The sequence below is a fragment of the Peribacillus simplex genome, assembly GCF_900156045.1.
Taxonomy (GTDB): Bacteria; Bacillota; Bacilli; order Bacillales; family DSM-1321; genus Peribacillus; species Peribacillus simplex_D.
In genome coordinates, this window is the sequence record NZ_FTMX01000011.1 from 15,964 (window position 1) to 37,100 (window position 21,137).

16 protein-coding genes are annotated in these 21,137 nt (G+C 44.1%); 9 read left to right on the forward strand and 7 right to left on the reverse strand.

Translation table 11 applies throughout. The annotated features are described in order from the left end of the window. Position 1: 1 nt before the first annotated feature. The 6 genes from BW986_RS25700 to nikC form a co-directional block, all read right to left on the reverse strand. The gene (locus BW986_RS25700) at positions 2-700 is read right to left on the reverse strand and encodes a response regulator transcription factor (protein WP_076372145.1); all 699 of its coding nucleotides are present in this window, start codon (positions 698-700) and stop codon (positions 2-4) included. After that, positions 697-1,464 (reverse strand): sensor histidine kinase, encoded by a 768-nt coding sequence (locus BW986_RS25705; RefSeq protein ID WP_076372147.1) that lies wholly within the window; start codon positions 1,462-1,464, stop codon positions 697-699. Before BW986_RS25705 ends, BW986_RS25700 begins: the two co-directional genes overlap by 4 nt. Before the next feature lie 88 nt (positions 1,465-1,552). Beyond that, positions 1,553-2,542, reverse strand: a complete 990-nt coding sequence (locus tag BW986_RS25710; protein ID WP_076372149.1) for an ABC transporter ATP-binding protein — start codon at positions 2,540-2,542, stop codon at positions 1,553-1,555. Next, entirely contained in the window at positions 2,542-3,564 is a 1,023-nt protein-coding gene (locus BW986_RS25715; protein ID WP_076372151.1) for an ABC transporter ATP-binding protein, read from the reverse strand. Before BW986_RS25715 ends, BW986_RS25710 begins: the two co-directional genes overlap by 1 nt. Positions 3,565-3,576: 12 nt before the next feature. Next, the gene (gene nikB / locus BW986_RS25720) at positions 3,577-4,497 is read right to left on the reverse strand and encodes a nickel ABC transporter permease (protein ID WP_034304259.1); all 921 of its coding nucleotides are present in this window, start codon (positions 4,495-4,497) and stop codon (positions 3,577-3,579) included. A gap of 12 nt (positions 4,498-4,509) precedes the next feature. Continuing rightward, entirely contained in the window at positions 4,510-5,412 is a 903-nt protein-coding gene (gene nikC / locus BW986_RS25725; RefSeq protein ID WP_081395807.1) for a nickel transporter permease, read from the reverse strand. 210 nt (positions 5,413-5,622) lie between these two features. On the opposite strand from nikC, the gene BW986_RS25730 reads away from it, so the two are divergent. From BW986_RS25730 to BW986_RS25765, 8 genes are all read left to right on the forward strand, one after another. Beyond that, on the forward strand, positions 5,623-7,179 hold the full coding sequence (locus BW986_RS25730; RefSeq protein WP_076372153.1) for a glutathione ABC transporter substrate-binding protein: 1,557 nt from the start codon (positions 5,623-5,625) through the stop codon (positions 7,177-7,179). Positions 7,180-7,245: 66 nt separating this feature from the next. Beyond that, positions 7,246-8,757: an amidohydrolase family protein gene (locus tag BW986_RS25735; protein WP_076372155.1), complete on the forward strand. Its 1,512-nt coding sequence runs from the start codon at positions 7,246-7,248 to the stop codon at positions 8,755-8,757. Position 8,758: 1 nt separating this feature from the next. Continuing rightward, positions 8,759-10,258 carry a chlorohydrolase family protein gene (locus BW986_RS25740; protein ID WP_076372157.1) on the forward strand — a complete coding sequence of 500 codons (1,500 nt, stop codon included), beginning with the start codon at positions 8,759-8,761 and terminating at the stop codon, positions 10,256-10,258. Positions 10,259-10,357: 99 nt separating this feature from the next. Then, on the forward strand, positions 10,358-11,923 hold the full coding sequence (locus BW986_RS25745; RefSeq protein ID WP_076372159.1) for a glutathione ABC transporter substrate-binding protein: 1,566 nt from the start codon (positions 10,358-10,360) through the stop codon (positions 11,921-11,923). A 167-nt stretch (positions 11,924-12,090) separates the two neighbouring features. Then, the gene (locus tag BW986_RS25750) at positions 12,091-13,338 is read left to right on the forward strand and encodes an amidohydrolase family protein (RefSeq protein ID WP_081395808.1); all 1,248 of its coding nucleotides are present in this window, start codon (positions 12,091-12,093) and stop codon (positions 13,336-13,338) included. Positions 13,339-13,362: 24 nt separating this feature from the next. Next, positions 13,363-14,613, forward strand: a complete 1,251-nt coding sequence (locus BW986_RS25755) for an amidohydrolase family protein (RefSeq protein ID WP_076372163.1) — start codon at positions 13,363-13,365, stop codon at positions 14,611-14,613. A gap of 28 nt (positions 14,614-14,641) precedes the next feature. Continuing rightward, a complete protein-coding gene (locus tag BW986_RS25760) occupies positions 14,642-15,889 on the forward strand; it encodes an amidohydrolase (protein ID WP_076372165.1) in 1,248 nt (415 codons plus the stop codon). Between the two features lie 329 nt (positions 15,890-16,218). Next, positions 16,219-17,514 (forward strand): uracil/xanthine transporter, encoded by a 1,296-nt coding sequence (locus BW986_RS25765; protein ID WP_076372167.1) that lies wholly within the window; start codon positions 16,219-16,221, stop codon positions 17,512-17,514. A gap of 205 nt (positions 17,515-17,719) precedes the next feature. Here BW986_RS25765 and BW986_RS25770 read toward each other — a convergent pair whose 3' ends face one another. Beyond that, positions 17,720-18,505: a response regulator transcription factor gene (locus BW986_RS25770; RefSeq protein ID WP_076372169.1), complete on the reverse strand. Its 786-nt coding sequence runs from the start codon at positions 18,503-18,505 to the stop codon at positions 17,720-17,722. A 913-nt stretch (positions 18,506-19,418) separates the two neighbouring features. Here BW986_RS25770 and BW986_RS25780 point away from each other — a divergent pair. Continuing rightward, positions 19,419-20,882 (forward strand): aldehyde dehydrogenase family protein, encoded by a 1,464-nt coding sequence (locus tag BW986_RS25780; protein WP_076372173.1) that lies wholly within the window; start codon positions 19,419-19,421, stop codon positions 20,880-20,882. The last annotated feature ends 255 nt before the right edge of the window (positions 20,883-21,137 follow it).

Below are 21,137 nucleotides of genomic sequence, written 5' to 3' on the forward strand. Positions count from 1 at the left end.
TTCATTTTCCTTTCTCGCGGAACTCCTTGGGCGTGATTCCCTCTATCTTCCGGAATAAAGTGCTGAAATAATGCTGGCTATTGAAACCCGAGTTTTCAGCGACGTCTGATATGCTCCAGCTGGTGTTATTGGTCAAGGCCCTTTTAGCAGCCTTTATTCTATAGTGCATTAAATATTCCGAAAAGGAAGTGCCGACTTCTTCATGGAATTTCCTGCTTAAATAAGTCGGATTGGTATGCACTTCACGAGCGATGTCCGAAAGGGAGAGTTTTTCGGCATAATTTTCATGAATGAATGAAAGCGAATGGTGGATAAGGGTTGAATAGTTATGGGAAGATTCCCTTTTGTCATACTTGGCCAGGACTTTATGCAAATCACTTTCTATGACAGGTTTCGTTAAATAATCAACCACGCCTATCCTGATGGATTGCTGGGCATAATCGAAACTTTGATGTGCGGTCACCATTATGATTTCGACTTCTTTGTTCAGTGCCCTTAGGTCTTCACCGAATTCAAGACCAGATCGCCCCGGCAGATTAATATCCAGGAAAGCGAGGTTGATTTTATGATTTTGATTGAGGGTCAGTGCCTGACAGGCATCAGCAGCTTTGTGAAACTTCCAAAAAGGGTATATGGACTGAATCATATATTCCATTTGTTCAAGGACCAATGGTTCGTCATCAACTAATAATACATTCATTCCGGCTCCGCCTCCTCCAATTCCTTATCAAAAACCAGTGGCCATGATACCTCTACCTTAGTTCCCGATTCATTAGAAGCTATATTCAATTGTGCACGGTCATTAAAATACAAATAAAGACGTTTTTTGATATTATCCAGGCCATGGCCGCCTTCGTCCGTAACGGAAGATTCATTTCCCATTAATCCATTATCCGCCACTTCCAGATATACCGTCTGCGAATCCAGATGGAAACGGATATGCAGCAGGGCTTCACCCACTTTTTTTTCCAAACCGTGTTTAAACGAATTCTCCACCAATGTCTGGAGAATGAAGGGTGGGACCAGTGCGATAGATAATGGTTCTGGGCACTCCATGTCAATCTTGAGCCGATCACCGAAGCGAAGGGTCTGGATGTCGAGATAATGCTGGGTATACTGGATTTCCTGGGAAAGGGGGATCAATGGTTCTGATGCTTTATATTTGAATTTCAGGAATTGCGAAAATGCCTCTAATGCACGAATCAATTCAGCCGTCCTGTTCAGGCGGGCCAAGCCCAGTATGACATTCAGTGTATTGAACAAAAAGTGTGGCTGGATTTGCTGGTTCAATTTATTATACTGTGCTTCTTGCAGTGCTTGCTCCAGGCGGATCTCTTTGTTTTTATTTTCAAGAAGGTCGATCCTTTTCTCGAATATGAATAGAAATAAAAGAGCGATAGCTCCCATGATGGGAGCTAAAATGAAGAGCATGATAATTAATGTGAATCCTTCGTAACTTAGCATGGTGAACCTCTGCTGGTTATATTTTTAAATAACTTGAATTATTCTGTTTATTAGTATCATACTAAAGACCCCTCCGGAAATCTACAGCTTATGACACAATGTGACAAGCCACTTGATGGTTTTGTGCCGATCTTTTTAGTTCAGGCAGCTGTGTTTTGCAGATATCCTGTACAAAAGGGCACCGTGTATGGAAGCGGCAGCCGCTTGGAGGGTCGATGGGTGAGGGGACATCACCCGTCAATAGGATCCGTTCTCTTTCATGCACAGGATTCGGTACTGGGATGGCCGATAGCAATGCCCTTGTATATGGATGCTGCGGCTGTTCGAAAATGGACTTTTTATCGGCTATTTCGACTATCTTTCCGAGATACATGACCATAACCCGATCCGAGATATGCCTGACCACGCCTAAATCATGTGATATGAAAAGAAAGGTAAGGTCGAACTGGCGCTGTAAGGATTTTAATAAATTCAGCACTTGCGCTTGAATGGAGACATCCAGTGCAGATACAGCTTCGTCACATATGATCAATTTTGGGTCCACTGCAAGAGCCCGCGCAATGCCGACCCGCTGTCTCTGGCCGCCGCTGAATTCATGCGGGTATCTTTCCATGGACTCCGGTCTCAGCCCGACATGTCCCAATAATTCTTCAATCCGGCTCTTCCGGTTTTCTTTAGGTACTACATTTTGGATGGACAAAGCTTCTCCGAGAATTTGGCCGATCGTCTGTCTCGGGTTAAGGGAAGCAAATGGATCTTGAAAAATGACTTGCAGATCCTTCCTTGTACGCCTCATTTCTTTTTTTCCTAAACTCAGTAAATCCTTATCCTGAAAGTGAATGCTCCCGCTTGTTGGTTCATCCAATCGAAGGATGGCCCTTCCGGTAGTCGATTTTCCGCAGCCGGATTCGCCGACTATGCTTAAGGTCTCGCCCTGATGGATATCGAAGGTAATGTCATCGACGGCTTTTACATGATTGATGGTTCTTCCGAAAAACCCGCCCTTGATCGGAAAGTATTGTTTCAATTGATCAACTTTAAGCAGAACCTTTTTCTCTGCAGCTGGTACACCCATCATTACATTCCCACCTTCTCTTGAGCGTCATATTCCTTCTCCCATTGAGGGGTGAACATCCAGCAGCTGACCTCGGTGCTTGGGCCGATAGCTTGGAGATCCGGTACGGCTTGTTCACAAATGCCCCTCGCATGTGCACAGCGGGGAGCGAAGCTGCAGCCCTTGGGCATGTTGTAAGGACTTGGAACGGTCCCGGGGATTGTAGTCAGTTCTTCCTGGTCCATGTCCAGACGCGGAAGGGAGTTCAATAAGCCAATCGTGTATGGATGTTTTGGGTTTGTGAATATTTCCTTGGCCAAAGTGTATTCGACGATTTTTCCTGCGTACATGACGGCAACCCGATCACAGGTTTCATATACGACACCCAAATCATGAGTGATCAAAATGACAGCCGTCCCGAAATCCTTTTGCAGCGTCTTGATCAGTTCAAGGATTTGGGCTTGGATCGTCACATCCAGTGCTGTTGTAGGTTCATCCGCTATTAGAACCTCAGGGTGGCAGGCAAGTGCCATGGCAATCATGACCCTTTGCCTCATTCCGCCGCTTAGCTCATGCGGCTCCTGTTTTGCCCTTTTTTCGGGTGAGGGGATGCCGACGAGCCGAAGCATGTCGACCGCTTTATTCCATGCTTCCTTTTTTCCCAGCTTTTGATGGAGCCGGATCGCTTCCGCAATTTGCTCGCCCGCTGGATATACGGGATTCAATGATGTCATCGGCTCCTGAAATATCATCGAAATTTCATTCCCGCGTATGGACCGCATCTGCTTTTCAGACTTCGTAAGCAAATCCTCCCCTTTAAAAAGGATGCTGCCACCGGCAATCTTGCCGGGGGGCGATGGAATGAGCCTTAATAATGATAGCGATGTTATGCTTTTCCCGCTTCCGGACTCCCCGACGATTCCAAGCGTTTCCCCTTTATTAAGGGAGAAACTGATTCCGTTGACCGCTTTACTCGTTCCTTCGTCAGTGAAAAAGTGGGTTTGCAGATTTTTTACCTCCAGTATTTTATCATCAACCTGTTTCATCATCATACCTCCTTAGTTCAAGTCTATTCTTTTGTTAAAGTATCGATAGAGGACATCCACTGCCAAATTCATGAATACGAAGATAACGGAAGCGATGAGGACCCCGCCTTGGACCATCGGCAAATCCCTCGTTCTGATTGCATCGACTATCAATCTCCCAAGTCCATTGATGGCAAAAACGGACTCTGTCAATACTGTGCCGCCAAGGAGTGCACCGAACTGGAGGCCAACGACTGTAATGACGGGGATAAGCGCATTTTTCAGGCCATGTTTATAAATGATGATATATTCTTTCAATCCTTTGGCTCTTGCGGTCCGGATGTAGTCCTGGCGAACGACTTCAAGCATGCTCGACCTGGTCATCCTGGCGACAATGGCCGCTCCGCCGGCCCCAAGGGTTATGGCTGGGAGTATCATGTGGCTGAAAGTTCCCCAACCTGAAACCGGAAACAAATGAAGGTTTACGGAAAAGAAGTAGATAAGCATGAGGCCCAGCCAAAAACTAGGTAACGAGATTCCCAGTAAAGCAACGATCATGATGGAAATGTCAGCTGCCGAGTATTGCTTGGTGGCCGAGATGATTCCTGCGATCATTCCAAGCACGACCGTTATGAAAATGCTTGCAAGTGCCAGTTCAAGGGTGATGGGCAAACGGACCATGATTTCGTCCAAAACAGGGCGGCTGCTGCGGAGGGATTCCCCGAAGTCACCTTGAACGGCATGAAGGACATAGTCGACGTATTGATAGAGGATTGGACGATCCAAGCCAAGCTCATGCCGCAGCGATTCAATCGTTTCTTTAGTCGCTCCTTCACCTGCAAGCAGTGTCGCCGGGTCTCCCGGGACCATTTGCATGATGAGGAACACAACAAGACTTACTCCCAGTAATACCGGTATGGTTTGAAGTACCCGTCGGATAATGAATACGAACATTTTCTCTCCTCCTTATTTTTTCATTCTTGGATCCAGGGCATCTCTAAGTCCATCCCCGAAGATGTTGAAACCAAGTACCAGTGTTGATATCGCTATCCCCGGAAACAAAGCGATGTGGGGGGCGCTGAACAAATAATCCCGACCGCTGCTCAGCATCGCTCCCCATTCTGGAGAAGGCGGCTGGGCTCCCAGGCCCAGAAATGATAATCCGGCTGCCGACAGAATGGCAGTTGCCAGACGTAATGTGGCTTGAACGATGACAGGTGATAGAATATTCGGAAAAATATGCTTGCATATGATCGTGATGTCAGTGGCTCCCAATGCACGAATGGCATCGATATATTCCAGCTTCCTGACTGACAATGTGGAACCGCGTACAATCCGGGCGAACATCGGTATGGAAAAGACGCCGACCGCTACCATTACATTGATTAAACTTGGACCAAGGGCACTGATGATGGCAAGAGCAAGCAAAATTCCCGGGAAAGCCAGCAGAACATCGACAATCCTCATGATGACGGTATCGATCCATTTTCCGTAATACCCGGCAGTTAACCCGAGGAGTATCCCAATGAACGCCCCGAAGAATACAGAGACAAACCCGACCGTTAATGAAAGCCTTGTCCCATATAATAATCTGCTTAAAATATCCCTTCCCTTATCATCCGTACCCATCAAATGTTCGGCCGATGGAGGCTGGAGTTTGTTGACTAAGTCAATTTCATACGGATCCTGCGGTGAGATCAAAGGTGCAAAGATAGCCAATAAAATATAAAAAATTACGATATACCCGCCTACCAATGCCAATTTATTTCGTTTGAATTTTTTATAAAAGGCTTTCCAGTGTCTTAGTTTCGGAGATTTTCTTTCGTTTACATTCAATTCGGTATTATTGATTACGACCTCTGGCTTCATTGGACTTCCTCCTTTTCTTTCATTCAATTTATTCAAAAAAGGAATTGAAGTAAATATGATGAGGAAAAGCAGTAAAGATAATTAAAAAATGAGTAAAGATTCTGAAAATATAAAATTTTATTTTTTTTTATAATTTACAGTAAGCCCGATGTACCCATAGCTGAAAGTTACTTGGAGAAACAAAGGGAGGATGAAAAGGGAGGAAATAGAATGAGAAAAGGTATGATTGGGTTGCTTTTTGCCTCTTTATTAGGCATCTCATCCGTTTTATCAGGGTGTGCAACAGAACAAACCGGCAGCAAGGAAACAGAGGAAAAAGCGAAAGAAGGAGGAACGCTGATCGTCGCGCGATTATCTGACGCGACCACCTTGGACCCTCATTTCATAACAGACATTCCATCGGCAAACGTCATTTATGAAAAGGTTTATCAAACATTGGTCGTTCCTGACAAAAACATGGATCCTAAACCGCTGCTCGCAAAAGAGTGGAAACAGCTGGATGATGTCACGTGGGAGTTTAAATTGCAGGAGGGAGTCAAATTCCATGATGGGGCCCCATTCAATGCCGAAGCGGTGAAAACCAATTTCGACAGGATACTGGACCCGGCAACAGCTTCTCCTCAGGCTGGTAAATTGGAAATGATCAAAGAAATTAAAGTCGTTGACGAAACGACCGTACAATTCAAGCTGAAATATCCTTATGCTCCGCTGTTATCGATTTTAGTGAGTAATGAAGGAAGCATCATCAGCCCTAAAGCGATTAAGGAAAATAGTGACAAACTGGCTCAAAACCCCGTTGGGACAGGGCCATTCGTTTTTAAATCGTGGAAGCCTGGTGAAGAAATCACACTTTCGAAAAACAAGGATTACTGGGGGGACAAGCCTAAGATCGATGGGGTGGTATTCAAGGTTGTCCCTGAAGATGCCACGAGGATTGCGATGATTGAAACGGGTGAAGCACATGTGACAGATCAAGTGCCAGTGACGGAGATAGATAGGATCGAAGCTTCGGGCACGATGGATTTATATCGCACGGAGGGACTTGCCGTTGAATACTTAAGCTTCAATGTTAAGAAAAAACCTTTTGATGATGTGCGGGTCCGCAAGGCGGTCGCTCATGCCATCGAGGTGGATTCCATTATCAAAGGGGTTTATAACGACGTCGGTACGAGGGCAAATTCAACAATGAGCCCAAAGGTGTTTGGATATGATCCGGATATAAAAGGCTACGACTATGATATTAATGAATCGAAGAAGCTCTTGACTGAAGCGGGGGTCAAGGATGGTTTGGAGTTTACACTGACGACGAGTGATCGTAAGGAAAGGATCAATATGGCCGAGGTGATCCAATCCCAGTTAAAAGGAATTGGAATCAAGGTCAAGATTCAAGTCCTTGAGTATGGGGCTTACATTGATGCGACAGCCAAGGGCGAGCACCAGGTAGCGATAGGCGGCTGGGGCAATGCTACCGGTGATGGAGATTATAATCAATTCAATCTTTTCAATAGCAAATCCCAAGGTGCTGCGGGAAATAGTTCATTCTACAGCAACCCGGAAGTGGATAAATTGATTGAAAATGCACGTAAAGAATCGGATGGCGATAAACGTAAGGAACTGTATTCCAAGGCACAAGCCATTGAAAGGGAAGAAGTTCCATATGTTCCGATCCGTAACTATGAGCACTTGGCCGTATATGGCGGGACGGTTAAAGGACTTTGGCTGAATCCGGCAAATTATTTAATGCTTGATGACGTAACCGTGAAGTAGGAATTCATCACAAAAGGAAGGCAGCATAAGGATGTTATGCTGTCTTCTCAATTAGGAGGGGAAAATATGATAGATTTACTGCTAACCCATGGGACCGTGATAACCATGGATCAAAACAGGAGAATTCTGCCGGATGGAGCGGTCGCCATACATCAAGGAAGGATTTTAGCCGTTGATTCAAGCGAAAAACTGAAATTGCAGTATGAGGCTGTAAAAGTCATCGATTGCAGCCATCAATGCATATTGCCGGGATTGATAGATGTTCATGGGCATGGGGGACATTCCATGTTCAAAACGATCGCAATGGAAAATATTGATTTTTGGATGCCCATCATGACGAATGCGTACAAGCATTTTGTTACAGATGACTTTTGGTACTACGAAGGAAAGCTATCCTCCCTTGAGAGATTAAAGGCGGGCGTGACAACCGGTGTGAGCGTGTTAGGTTCCATGCCGCGGTCCGATGAACCCATTTTTGCCCTCAATCATGCAAAAGCATACGCCGAAGTGGGAATCAGGGAAGTGGTATGCACGGGTCCTTGCAACCCTCCATGGCCCCATTCATTCAGCAGGTGGATCGACGGAAAGAGAGTGGTGAAGGAAGTTACCTATGAAGAAGTGCTACAGGGGGCGGAAGCTGTAATCGAGGCGCTGAACCATGCGAATGAAGACCGCACGAGAGCATTCATTACGCCATTTGTCATCGTGACATCCGTGGATCCCTCAAATCCCACATCTCCTGACAGGCTTTATGGGCTGAATGATCATGACCTTTATCAAGCGAAGAAAATAAGGGAGATTGCCAGGAAATATAATACACGCATTCACTCTGATGCCTTTGGCGGGATGATTCATTTGGCGATACAGGATAAGGAAAATGCCCTATTGGGTCCAGATGTCCATTTACAGCACTGTCGGGGCATTTCCTTCGATGAGGCAAGAATACTGGCAGAAACAGGTACCAACGTCAGTGCATCACCTGGATTTGGCCAGGTTCATGCCCGTACCCCGATAACTGAATTATTGGAGATGGGTGCAACTGTGGCAATCTCCACGGATGGGACTTCCCCTTCCACAAGTTTCGATATGTTTCAGGCAATGAGGAAAACACAGTTTGTTCACCAGGCAGCGCTTAGGGACTACTATTATTTACCCCCAGGCAAGCTGTTGGAAATGATCACGATAGATGCTGCGAAATGCATTGGCTGGGATGATGAAATAGGCTCCATTGAGATCGGGAAAAAAGCGGATGTCATTACGGTCAATCTGCATCAGCCTCATCTGACCCCCGAATTCATGCATGTTCATCGGCTTGTATTTCAAGCAGTGGCGAATGATGTGGAGCATGTCATCGTGGATGGGAAATTGATTATGGAAGGGAGGAATGTACGGACGGTCCATGAAAGTACAGTGCTTGATGAAGCGAATGAGGAGGCCTTTTCAACGATTAAGCGTGCGGGGCTCGAAAAGTATATGCAACCGACGAAATATTTCTGGGGCCATGCCAGGGCATATGTAGATGAAAAGCGATATGACGAACGAGAAGAAGACGCTGCCGCGATGGTGAAAGGGGAATAAGATGAAAACCAAGCTTAAAGGAAGATATGTAATTGGGTATGATGGATGCGATCATGTCATTTTGGAAAACGCGGAAATCGTTTATGAAAAAGATACGATTCTGTATGTCGGAAAAAATTATCCTGGAGAAGTGGACGAGGTAATGGATGCCGGTAACGCCATTATCAGTCCCGGGTTCATAGATTTAAATGCATTAGGGGACATTGACCATGATATTTTACATTTTGAAGCCGATGCCGGCAGACAGAAAAATCTTCTCTGGTCAGAGAATCATATAAAAAGCGGACATCCTGAATTAATGACCGAGGAAGAAGAAGCTTTTAAATCACTATATGCTTATTCACAACTCATCCTTCATGGCGTGACGACGGCGATGCCCATTACTTCCGTTTTTTATAAAAGCTGGGCTGAAACCTATGATGAATTGGCAGCTGCGGCAGAACATGCAGCTGGATTGGGGTTAAGGATATACCTTGGCCCGAGTTTCCAATCAGGAATGAGGGTCGTCCAGCCTAACGGGAATATTAAACTGCATTGGGATGAAAAAGCCGGGGAAGCGGGATTACGGAAAGCGGTCGAGTTTGTGGGAAAATTCGATGGTGCTTATGAAGGCATGGTCAGAGGGATGCTTGCCCCAGAACGTATAGAGTCCCAAACGGCAGATCAATTAAAACAGATTAAATATTACAGCGAAAAATTGGACGTACCCATAAAGCTGCATGCTGCACAAGGAAGTTTTGAATTCAACACCATCTGGAATGCCCATCAAGTTACACCAATCAGATATTTGTACGACCTTGGATTTCTCGGTCCAAGAACAGGGATCCCGCATGCCCACTTTGTTTCAGGATATAGTAAAGCGAAATATGGACAGGGTGATGACCTGGCACTGCTTGCTGAAACGAACACAACGGTGATTCATTGCCCTCTGATCATCGGGAGGCATGGGGAGGCACTGGAATCTTTTGCTAAATATAAACGGGCTGGGATCAATATAGCCCTTGGAACGGACACATTCCCTCCGGATATGTTCCAGAACGTCAGGACGGGCAGCATGCTCTCACGGATGGTGGAAGGAGAAACGGAAGGCTCTGTCTATGCCGATTTCTTTCGGTCAGCCACACTTGATGCCGCCGCTTTTCTTGGCAGGAACGATTTAGGGCGCATCGCAGCGGGGGCCAAGGCTGATATCATCGCGATTGACTTGGACGGTTTTCATATGGGAGTGATCGATGATCCCATTCGAACCATGTTCGTAAGCGGGTCGGGGAGGGACGTTAAATTATCGATCATAAATGGAAAGGTAGTCATGAGGGATCAAATAATCCCCAATCTGGATTTAACGGATATCAAATATAAGGGCCAACAATATTTTAAGAAGATGAGAAGAGGATATATGGAAAGGGATTATCAGGAGCTTCCCGAGAAAGAATTGTTTAAGCCATCATTCAAGGTCGTGGAATCGATAAGCGGGACGGAAGCGATTCATGACAACAAGTAAAGAAAATGAAAAACATAGTAAAGATATTCGAAAAAAATAGTCAGAATATTTCCTATAATTAGATAAATGTTAAAAAACGAAATTGGGAGGTAGAAGACCATGGGGTTAAAACGTGGGACAGGTAAGCTTTTTCTAGTCATGATCATGGCTATCATCATTACGGGCTGTTCTTCTAACAATGACGTAAACACAACGGCAAGTGATCCAAACCGGGCATCAAACGAAGGGGGTACATTGGTCATTGCCCGCTTATCCGACGCTGAGAATCTGGATCAGCAGTTCATGTCCACGATTAACGCCGCTAGCGTCACTCACCATAAAGTCTATGAAGGTCTTGTTCAACGGGATGAGAATAGTGAGATACAGCCTATGCTGGCAGAAAAATGGAAGCAAATAAATGACACGACCTGGGAATTCAAGCTTAGGGAAGATGTAAAGTTTCATGATGGCACGCCATTTAATGCAGACGCAGTAAAAAGGACGTTTGATCGACTGTTAGATCCGAAGGTCGCTTCTCCGAGGGCGGTAGTGTTCGAAATGGTAAAAGAGGTGAAACCGGTTGATGAATTTACCGTGCAATTCATTTTGAAGGAACCTTTTTCCCCTCTCCTTTCCATATTGGCGAATCACGAAGGCGGAATCATCAGTCCGAAAACGATTGAAAAGTATGGCAAAAAGATCATCCAGGAACCGAATGGAACCGGTCCTTTCGTTTTTGATTCATGGTCCCCGGGCCAGGAAATCACATTGACGAAAAACGACAGCTATTGGGGAGACGAGCCAAAAGTGGACAAGGTCATCTTCAAGGTCGTCCCGGAAGACTCCACGAGGATATCGATGATTGAAACCGGTGAAGCGCATATTGCTGAGCCTCTTCCTGTAGCGGTCATGGACCAGGTTGAATCTTCACCGGCTATGGATGTTTACCGCAGTGAAGGGTATGGTACCGAATATTTAGGGTTCAATGTCAATAAAGAACCGTTCAAGGATGTAAGGGTCCGTAAAGCCATCGCCCATGCCATTGAAATGGACTCGATCATCAAGGGTGTCTTTAATAATGTGGGAGTGAAGGCGAACTCCTTGATGGGCTCTAAAGTATTCGGTTACAACGAAGAACTCGAAGCCTATGATTACAACCTGAAGGAAGCGAAGAAACTGATGGCCGAAGCCGGATATTCTGAAGGCTTGGATGCAACCATCCTGACAATGGACAGTAAAGAAAGAGTCAACTTGGCCGAGGTCCTGCAATCCCAACTAAAAGGTATCGGGATTAATTTGAAGGTACAGGTGATGGAGTACGGTTCGTTCGTGGAACAAGTGAATAAAGGGCAATCGGAAATGTTCATCATCAGTTGGAGAAACGCGACAGGGGATGCCGATTATAATCAATATAATCTATTTCATACGGAATCACAGGGAGCGGCAGGAAATACATTCTTTTACAGCAATCAGAAGGTTGATCGTTTAATAGATGCCGCCAGGAAGGAAAAAGAAGAAGGCAAACGCAAAGAACTATACGCAGAGGCACAGGAAATCGAGATGGGTGACACCCCGTATATTCCTGTAAGGGTCATAGAAAATGTTGCTGCAGTCGCTAAAGAAGTAAAAGGATTTTCAATCAGCCCTTCAGGCTACCTGGAAATAAATGAAGTCACGATAAAGTGATGGGGAGATAAGACGAAAGGGTTCATCCAATTTAGGGTGAGCCTTTTTCTTTGGCACAATAAGTAAAAATAACATAAAAACAAGTAAAAATTCTGAAATGATTTGTTGATTTTTAGAACTATAATGAAAGTGATGCATATTCAATCTGGAGTGGAAGGGTGAGTTTAATGTCTCAATCTTATTGGTTGACGAATGTACGCTTGGAAAATGGTTTTACTTATAATGAAAATGAAACGATCACCGGCACTGAGACCGGAAATTACCACATTAAGATTGAAAATGGAAAAATATCCTCCATTTTATTGGCGAAGGAATCGATAACGGATCAGGACCCACAGCATGATGTTCACGGTCTTCTGATGGTCCCCTCGTTTAAGGAAATGCATATCCACATTGATAAAACCTATTATGGCGGTCCGTGGAAGGCTTGCACGCCTGCCATTAATGGCGTGAAAACCCGGATAGAGGAAGAGCAGGTCTTACTGCCAGAATTATTGCCTACCGCTAAAGTAAGGGCGGAAAAAATGCTCGATTTATTATTGGACTTCGGATCTACCCATATACGCACACATTGCAACATTGACCCCGTCATAGGTCTGAAAAACTTAGAGGCAACCATTCAGGCATTGGAAGGATATAAGGATAAATTGACGTATGAAATCGTTGCATTCCCACAGCATGGACTATTACGCAGCAATTCCGTCGGTTTGATAAGGCAGGCCATGAAGAATGGGGCGAATCTGGTAGGCGGCGTGGATCCCGCCACCATTGATGAAAACATAGAGCGGTCCCTTGAAACGATCATGGATATCGCGGTTGAATACAATTCCGATATCGATGTCCATTTACATGATCCGGATCACCTTGGACTCTTCACGATGCAGCGTCTCGCTTCACTGACGGAAGACGCAGGCTGGCAAGGAAGGGTCACGGTTAGCCACGCAAGCGGTTTGGCAGATCTTTCAGTCCCGGAGGCAACGGGCATAGCCGAAAGGTTTTCGGAAACGGGCATATCGATTACATCCACAGTGCCGATCTTCAGAACGATCCCCATCCCCCTGCTTCATGAAAAAGGGGTGAAAGTCGAATTGGGTAATGACAGCCTCACTGATCATTGGACACCCTTTGGCATCGGGGACAATCTGGAAAAGGCCGGTCGCCTTGCAGAGAGATTTCGCATGATTGAAGAGCGTTCCTTAGCGCAAAGCCTGCAATTCATAACAGGAGGGAAGACCCCATTAAACCAGGACGGGGTCAAGGCGTGGCCTAATGTCGGGGATGAGGCGAATATCGTGTTGCTTGAAGCCAGCTGTTCTGCGGAAGCGGTGGCTAGAAGGGCAAAGCGTGCCGCTGTCATCTTCAGGGGCAATGTTGTTAGCGGATCTATTTCATCTTTTGAGACGACAGGTGTTTAATCTTCTATTAAAGAGAGTGATTTGATGAATGAAGCATACTGGCTTACAAACGTTACACTTGATAGTGGATTTGTTTTTGAGAATGGAAGAATTGATCGGACGAAGACAGCTGCATACAACATGTATATAAAAAATGGGATCATAAAGCAATTGCAATTGGCTTCAAGTGTGCCTTTGAAAACGGATGATCCTGTTCACGACGCGGGGAAGCTGCTTGCACTTCCTCCTTTTAAGGAGATGCATAACCATCTTGATAAGACTTATTTAGGACTGCCATGGAAATCATGCACTCCGGTTCCGAATTTAATCGAACGCTTAAAGTTAGAAGCAAAAGAGCTTGCTGAACTGGCTGAAACCGGTCGGCTCCGGGCAGAACGGATGCTTCAACTATTGTTAAGCGGCGGGGCGACGCATGTAAGGACGCATGTTAACGTTGATCCATACATCGGTATGAAGAACTTGGAAGAGATTCAACGTGCATTATATCGTTTCAAAGGGAAAATGACATACGAGATCGTGGCTTTCCCACAGCATGGACTGTTAAGAACGAATTCAAAAGGGTTGATGAGACAAGCGATGAAAGAAGGGGCGTCTTTGGTGGGCGGCCTGGATCCTGGCGGAGTGGATAATAATATAGAAGCTTCCCTATATGAAATGGTCGATTTGGCCGTTGAATTTGATGCGGATATTGATATTCATATACATGACCCCGGTCATCTAGGTTTATATACGATCAAGAAACTCGCTTCTTTGATCGATGAAGCAGGGTGGAAAAACAGAGCGGCCATCAGTCATGCTTTTGCACTTGGTGATGTTTCTATAGGAGAATCAAATGAACTGGCCAGTGAATTATCAAACCTGGGGGTAGCCATTATGTCTACAGTTCCGATCAACAGGGTCATTCCCCCGATTGATTCACTGCATGAAAAGGGCGTCCATGTTGCCCTCGGATGCGATGGCTTTTATGACTCCTGGTCCCCGTTCGGTACAGGGGATATGCTGGAAAAGGCAGGCCGATTGGCCGAAAGGTACAACTGGAAGGACGAGTATGCATTGTCCCAATCGCTCCAATTCATTACGGGAGGGGTCAAGACACTGGACCCTGAAGGAAATCGTTTATGGCCGAATGTGGGAAATGACGCTAGTATGGTTTTTGTGGATGCTTCATGTTCTGCCGAGGCAGTTGCCAGGAGGTCGGAGCGTGCTGCGGTTATGGTCGGTGGAAATCTGGTTTACGGCGGACTCGATCGCGAATCTGCCTTGAAGTCGAATTGAAGGTCTATTTCAAGAAGGGATGAAGATCATGAATACAATCTATTGGTTAAAGAATGTTCGTTTGGAATGTGGTTACAAGAAAGAGAATGAAAGAGTTACAGGAACGATGACCGGGCTATTTCATCTGTTGATGGAGGATGGAAGGATCGCGAAGATTGTCAAAGGTGGGGAAGCCATACATGATGATTTACCGGTGGAGGATGCAAAAGGTTTGCTGGCGTTACCATCGTTTATCGAAAAGCATGTTCATCTTGATAAGACACTGATGGGGGATGTTTGGAGAGCGTGCACTCCTTCTTCAAGCGTCATTGAACGTTTTGAAAATGAGAAAAGGGTACTGCCTTCCATTGCGACAAGCACATGTAAACGTGCAGAATCTTTGCTGGAAATCCTTTTAGCTTCCGGCTCTGCACATATACGGACACATGTTGATATCTATCCTGAAGTGGGATTGCAAAACTTAGATCAAGTGCAACAGGCGCTTGCTGGCTATTCTAATAGACTCAGTTCAGAAATAGTCGCATTTGCGCAGCACGGATTGCTGCGGTCCGGTTCTGTCGAGCTTGTCAGGGAGGCATTGCGAAACGGAGCAGGAATCGTCGGGGCGGTCGATCCAGCAACAGTCGATAACAATATTGAAGCATCGCTGGTTCAATTGATGGATTTAGCAGTGGAAGCGAACGCTGATGTGGACTTGCATTTGCATGATCCAGGCCATCTGGGCACGTTCACCATGAAACGTTTGGCAGCTCTGACCAAGCAGGCGGGCTGGGAAGGCAGGGTAGCATTAAGCCATGCTTTCGGTATCGGGGACGTATCCAAGGAAGAAGCCTGTGATTTGGCTGACAATCTTAGGGATGCGGGGATTTCCATCGTCACCAGCGTCCCTATTAACAGGCAGATGCCCCCTGTTGATTTATTACATGAAAGAGGGGTTGAAGTATCAGTAGGAAATGATAATATCTTTGATGTATGGTCCCCTCTTGGGAATGGTGACATCTTGGAGAGAGCAGGAAGGCTCGCAGAACGTTTCAAATGGATCGATGAAGTCTCACTTTCCCGAACACTCGGGTATATAACCGGCGGAAAAACCCCATTGGACGAAAAGGGTAACCAGGTATGGCCGAAAGCGGGAGATGCCGCAAGTTTGGTGTTAATTGACGCAAGTTGTTCTGCAGAGGCAGTTGCCAGGCGTTCTGAACGTAAAGCAGTCATTTACAAAGGAAACTTAGTTTCCGGTTCACTGTATAAACAAAAGCAGTCAATTGAACGGTAAGACTAAACGAAAAAGGATTTCTGGATACTTCCGGATTTCCTTTTTCGTTTTGTTATGGAACGGGTTCCGCTTCCATGTACTTTTACTTACTTATGTTATATGCTGTGGAAGTGATTTTTTTACTATTTGCCTTGCAGCCTCAGTCAAGCCAACAAATTAGCAGGGAGCCGCAGTCTTTGTTACTATTAATGGTAACGTTATCATATCGCATGCCCCGTCCGGGGACCGCGTTTATTAGCATGGTGCTCTCTTATCGCCTTTTTCAAGGGAAGGGCAGTTTAAATTCACCATGAGCTTGAAAAGTATCATGTTCAAAGGAGATGGAATCTATGAAAAGTTGGAGTTCTTCTGTGACTCTATTTTCTTCTTTTCAATGGTTGTTTTTTATTTTTGCAAATACGGTAGTTGTGCCCATATCGATTGGCGCAGCTTTTGATCTTCCCCCCGATATTACGGAAATGACCATGAGAAGCTCGCTCATTTTCACCGGGATCGCTTGCGTGTTTCAGGGGTGGAAGGGGCATAAGTATCCACTTATGGAAGGTCACTCCGGTCTATTGTGGGGAGTGATGTTGAATTTAGGGTTATCAGCACCATCCATAGGGCTCGGTTATGCCGAGATTGGAGGGGGAATTGCTACTGGTCTCATTGCAGCTGGTATCGTGACCCTCATTATTGCTGCCTTCAACCTGATTTCTTATGTCCAGAAGATTTTCACTCCCATGGTCATGACGGTTTATTTATTCCTTCTGACGTTCCAGCTCATTTTTGTATTTTTTAAGGGGATGCTTGGGATTACGGAGAATGGGGAAATTAATATCCCGGTCAGTTTCCTATCAGTGGGGATTGTACTTTTAGTAAGTATATTAAAGATAAAAGGACCAAGGACCATAAGCAATTTCTCCATATTGATCGGGATTATGGTGGGATGGATTTTTTACGAGCTGTTATTTCCGGAAGCCGGGGGAGAATTGGGGTCGACGGGTGCCGCTTTTTCACTTTTCCCATTAGGTGCACCAAACCTGGAATTCGGGATAATAGCGATTTCCTTTTTTGCAGGATTACTGAATTTGTGCAACACGTTCGCTTCCATCCAAGCCGCATCGGAATTAATCGGTGATGAAGCTGAACACAAGCAGTACCGAAATTCTTTATTCATGACTGGCGGTTTTACCATTTTCGCCCCGTTGCTTGGCCTTGTTCCGTATACACCTTTTACTTCATCCATCGGATTTTTGCAGAGCACTCAAATCTATGAGCGGAGGCCCTTCTTGCTTGGAGGCATGTTACTGACCATAATTGGGCTCATTCCTCCTTTCATCTCTTTCCTGGCCACCATGCCGATAACAGTCGGGAATGCAGTATTGTTCGTTGCTTACCTTCAGCTGTTCGGTACGGCTTTCAACAGCGTCAAGGGCCAGCATTTCACTTCAGACACGATATTCAGGCTTGCCGTACCCGTATTGATTGGAGTGAGCTTGATGAATATCCTGCCTAGTGCATTTTCGAACGTTCCCACGCTTTTACTGCCCTTTTTGACGAATGGGCTTATAATGGGCGTATTGATATCAATCGTGCTGGAAAAATCGGTGAACTGGACTCGTTATGAACAACTGGAGAACTAATTGGAAAGAGTGATGTGTGGAATTCTTACTAAGCACAATAGATAACCTCCGGCAGTACATAAGTGATTCTCCCATCAATAAGGGTGGGACAATCTTTATAATAAGGATTTTTTCATTGTAAATGCCAAAGAAAAAGGTTACTTGTAAGGCAATTAATATGAAAACCAGAAGGGTGTTGGGGACCTTCTGGTTTTTTTGATTGTGTTTAAGGTTTAACAATTTTATAGCATAAACTTGTTCGGTTTGAGACATCAAACTTTCTATAAAGATTTTGCAAATGTCTTTTTACTGTATTAACACTTATAAATAGTTCGCTGGCAATGGTGATATTGGTATGCCCTTTTAGAACCAGTTGTAATATTTCTGCTTCTTTTACTGTTAAATCTGGTTGCCTGAGATCTTGAGAACTGGCCAGAATCTTATTTTTCAAAGGATTAATCAGGCTTTCTTTGGAAACGCTTACAGAATGATTAGGGAAATCGCTTGTTTTTTGCGATAAGAACCTGGAAATAACCTCTAGACACATAATATCGGATGTACTAAAGGGCTTCTCCTTTTTGGATCTAACGAAGTTCAGAACACCTTTAATACTGTTTTTATCATGTAAAAAAACACCCACATCATAATAAAATCCATATTTTAGCATGAAATCATTGTAGTATACACTTTTTTCATATAATTCAGGAGGAAGTAAATCAAGGTTTTTTATAACAGTCTGTTTACTTGCTTTTGGCATAGTATATTTTGGGACTAGCAAATCTAATTGATAAAAGTTATTAAGATAATCATCGATAACATATTTATCTATATTTAACGTAATAGGTTCGAACAAATCATTATTATCATCACATAACCAAAAAATAGATTGGCAGTAACCGAATAAATTTTCAAAGGTCTGTAGTACCTTTTCACGGAAATTTTCATTAGAAAAGGTGATTTCATCCATAAAAGATAAAATTTTTTTGTAGCTGCGGTTAGACATTTCCTTCATAGGCATTCCTCCAGGTTAACTTTTTTTGATTATATAACATTTTAAAATAAAATGAATTACTTTTTGATATAAAATGACCCATTTGGGTAATGGTAAATTTTTTGATTTTTCTGGATAATATAAAATACTTACATGTAATAGTCAGTAAATTAGAAAGGTTTTTTAAAATTAACCTAAGGAGATGAAAGAAGCCGCAGTGTGTGAGGTAGAAAAATAAACATCTCCTTATCAAAACTGAATAAGTGGATGCGTAGTGCACTTTGAGTTATTGATTTAAGGTTATTTGAAGGAGAGTAAGGTTTATTTATATAACATTTTTATAACGGTTGTTGAATTTTTTGGTATATTTATGTGTTTTTTAGAGTTATTAATTACTCTATGTCTTTAAAAAAAGGCTCTTTTCGTAAAGATTGTTGTTTTTAAAACGAAACGATTTAAGGTTGATTGGAGCGGATGTGCGAGACTCCTGCGGGAGCAGCGGGACAGGTGAGACCCCACAGGCGTTTACGCCGAGGAGGCTCATCGCCCGCCCCGCGGAAAGCGAGCATCTGGAGGGGAAATCAACCACACCGCATTACTTGGTAAATAGCAACAAAGTATGCGAAAACAGCCTAATAAAATAATGGAAGAGGTATGCTTTCATGTACAATTCAGAAATTGAAACGCTAACTCGTGCTGAAATAGAAGCACTATAAATGAGCATATTTCAACCTGCATCACTTAAGAGTTCATTATCCATGTTGAAAAATCACAAAGATGTAACCGCTTTCCAACACTGCGTGTAAACAAAGTTAGGATCTTTTAGCTTATTCAAGACACATCACATAAGGAAACCTAGCTATCTATGTTTTTCAAAATTGTATGGTTAGTAATTTCGAAGTTTTATCAAAAAAATAAATAAGAGGTGGAGAAAATGAAAAAATATCAACTATTTATCGGTGGAAAATGGACAGATTCACTCTCGGGAGAAACATTTGAATCGATTAATCCTGGCACAGGAGAAGTTCATGCCCTTGTTTCACAAGGGGGCGAGGAAGATTTAAACCATGCAGTTAAAGCAGCTCGAAAAGCGTTCGAATCCGGACCATGGGCGACTATGTCTCCTAGTGACCGAGGTAGACTTCTGTATAAAGCAGCTCAGAAAATGTGGGAGAATTCAGACTTTTTAGCGAAAGTTGAATCAAAAGATAATGGTTTACCAATCAATGAAACCAAGCATATAGCTCTTCCTTCTACCATAGATGTACTGGAGTTCTATGCAGGACTTGCAAATAAGGTTCAAGGTGATACATTAGCATCGCCTCACAATCGTTTCAACTACACACTAAAAGAACCATTAGGTGTAATTGGTGCCATTGTCCCTTGGAACTTTCCTTTAATGCTGACGATGTGGAAATTAGCTCCTGCTTTAGCTGCTGGAAATACAATTGTTATTAAGCCAGCAAAAGAAACATCAACAAGTATTCTAGAACTGGCTAAACTGTTCCAAGAAGTCGGTATTCCTGATGGAGTGATTAATATTGTACCCGGTCCAGGTTCAACCGTGGGATCTGCTTTAGCTTCTCATCCAGACGTCGATAAAATTGCTTTTACGGGGTCAACGGACACGGGGCGCTTAATCATGCAAGCAGCTACAAAAAACTTGAAACCGGTTTCTTTAGAACTGGGAGGGAAATCACCTAACATTGTATTTGACGATGCCACTCTTGAAGATGCAGTTAATGGAGCGATGTTTGGCATTTACTTTGCACAAGGTCAAGTTTGTGCTTCTGGGTCTCGTTTATTTGTCCAAGAAAGTATTTATGATAAATTTATGGATCTTTTTGCTAGTAAAGTACAGTCAATACGGGTAGGAAATCCCCTTGAAGCGACAACGCAAATGGGTCCACAAGTTTCTGCACAACAGTTAAAGACGATTGAAAAGTATGTAGAGGTTGGTCTTGAAGAAGGTGCGGAATTAGTGACAGGCGGCCAAAGAGGCAAGAAAAATGGATATTATTTTACACCTACCATCTTTGGAGATGTCACCAACGAAATGACAATTGCGCGTGAAGAGATATTTGGACCAGTTGTATCGGTTATTCGCTTCAAAGATGAAGAGGATGCTCTACGGCAAGCAAATGATACTATTTACGGTTTAGCTTCAGGGATATGGACCAATGACTTAAAAAGAGCTCATCGTATGGCACGTGGTATCCAAGCGGGAACTGTCTATGTGAATACGTACAGTATGCTAGATAGTACAACTCCTTTTGGAGGAATGAAACAAAGTGGATTTGGTAGAGAATTAGGGGTCCAAGCCATGGATATGTATACACAATCAAAGAGTGTATGGATTGATTTAGGTGAAAAAGGCTTAAATTGGTACGGTGGTTAAGACTATTATTTAGCTAATGAAAGTTAAAAATAAAGGCTGTTTTCGTAAAGATTGTTGTTTTTAAAACGAAACGATTTAAGGTTGATTGGAGCGCAAGTGCGAGACTCCTGCGGGAGCAGCGGGACAGGTGAGACCCCACAGGCGTTTACGCCGAGGAGGCTCACCGCCCGCCCCGCGGAAAGCGAGCATCTGGAGTGGAAATCAACCATACCGCTTTACTTGGTAAATAGCAACAAAGTATGCGAAAACAGCCAA

What these genes read in the sequence shown, in the direction of transcription:
- BW986_RS25745 (WP_076372159.1), top strand. Translation starts at nt 10,358, where the DNA reads ATGGGGTTAAAACGTGGGACAGGTAAGCTTTTTCTAGTCATGATCATG.
- BW986_RS25780 (WP_076372173.1), top strand. Translation starts at nt 19,419, where the DNA reads ATGAAAAAATATCAACTATTTATCGGTGGAAAATGGACAGATTCACTC.
- BW986_RS25755 (WP_076372163.1), top strand. Translation starts at nt 13,363, where the DNA reads ATGAATGAAGCATACTGGCTTACAAACGTTACACTTGATAGTGGATTT.
- BW986_RS25735 (WP_076372155.1), top strand. Translation starts at nt 7,246, where the DNA reads ATGATAGATTTACTGCTAACCCATGGGACCGTGATAACCATGGATCAA.
- nikB (WP_034304259.1), bottom strand. Translation starts at nt 4,497, where the DNA reads ATGTTCGTATTCATTATCCGACGGGTACTTCAAACCATACCGGTATTA.
- BW986_RS25750 (WP_081395808.1), top strand. Translation starts at nt 12,091, where the DNA reads ATGTCTCAATCTTATTGGTTGACGAATGTACGCTTGGAAAATGGTTTT.
- BW986_RS25740 (WP_076372157.1), top strand. Translation starts at nt 8,759, where the DNA reads ATGAAAACCAAGCTTAAAGGAAGATATGTAATTGGGTATGATGGATGC.
- nikC (WP_081395807.1), bottom strand. Translation starts at nt 5,412, where the DNA reads ATGAAGCCAGAGGTCGTAATCAATAATACCGAATTGAATGTAAACGAA.
- BW986_RS25715 (WP_076372151.1), bottom strand. Translation starts at nt 3,564, where the DNA reads ATGAAACAGGTTGATGATAAAATACTGGAGGTAAAAAATCTGCAAACC.
- BW986_RS25760 (WP_076372165.1), top strand. Translation starts at nt 14,642, where the DNA reads ATGAATACAATCTATTGGTTAAAGAATGTTCGTTTGGAATGTGGTTAC.
- BW986_RS25705 (WP_076372147.1), bottom strand. Translation starts at nt 1,464, where the DNA reads ATGCTAAGTTACGAAGGATTCACATTAATTATCATGCTCTTCATTTTA.
- BW986_RS25770 (WP_076372169.1), bottom strand. Translation starts at nt 18,505, where the DNA reads ATGAAGGAAATGTCTAACCGCAGCTACAAAAAAATTTTATCTTTTATG.
- BW986_RS25765 (WP_076372167.1), top strand. Translation starts at nt 16,219, where the DNA reads ATGAAAAGTTGGAGTTCTTCTGTGACTCTATTTTCTTCTTTTCAATGG.
- BW986_RS25700 (WP_076372145.1), bottom strand. Translation starts at nt 700, where the DNA reads ATGAATGTATTATTAGTTGATGACGAACCATTGGTCCTTGAACAAATG.
- BW986_RS25730 (WP_076372153.1), top strand. Translation starts at nt 5,623, where the DNA reads ATGAGAAAAGGTATGATTGGGTTGCTTTTTGCCTCTTTATTAGGCATC.
- BW986_RS25710 (WP_076372149.1), bottom strand. Translation starts at nt 2,542, where the DNA reads ATGATGGGTGTACCAGCTGCAGAGAAAAAGGTTCTGCTTAAAGTTGAT.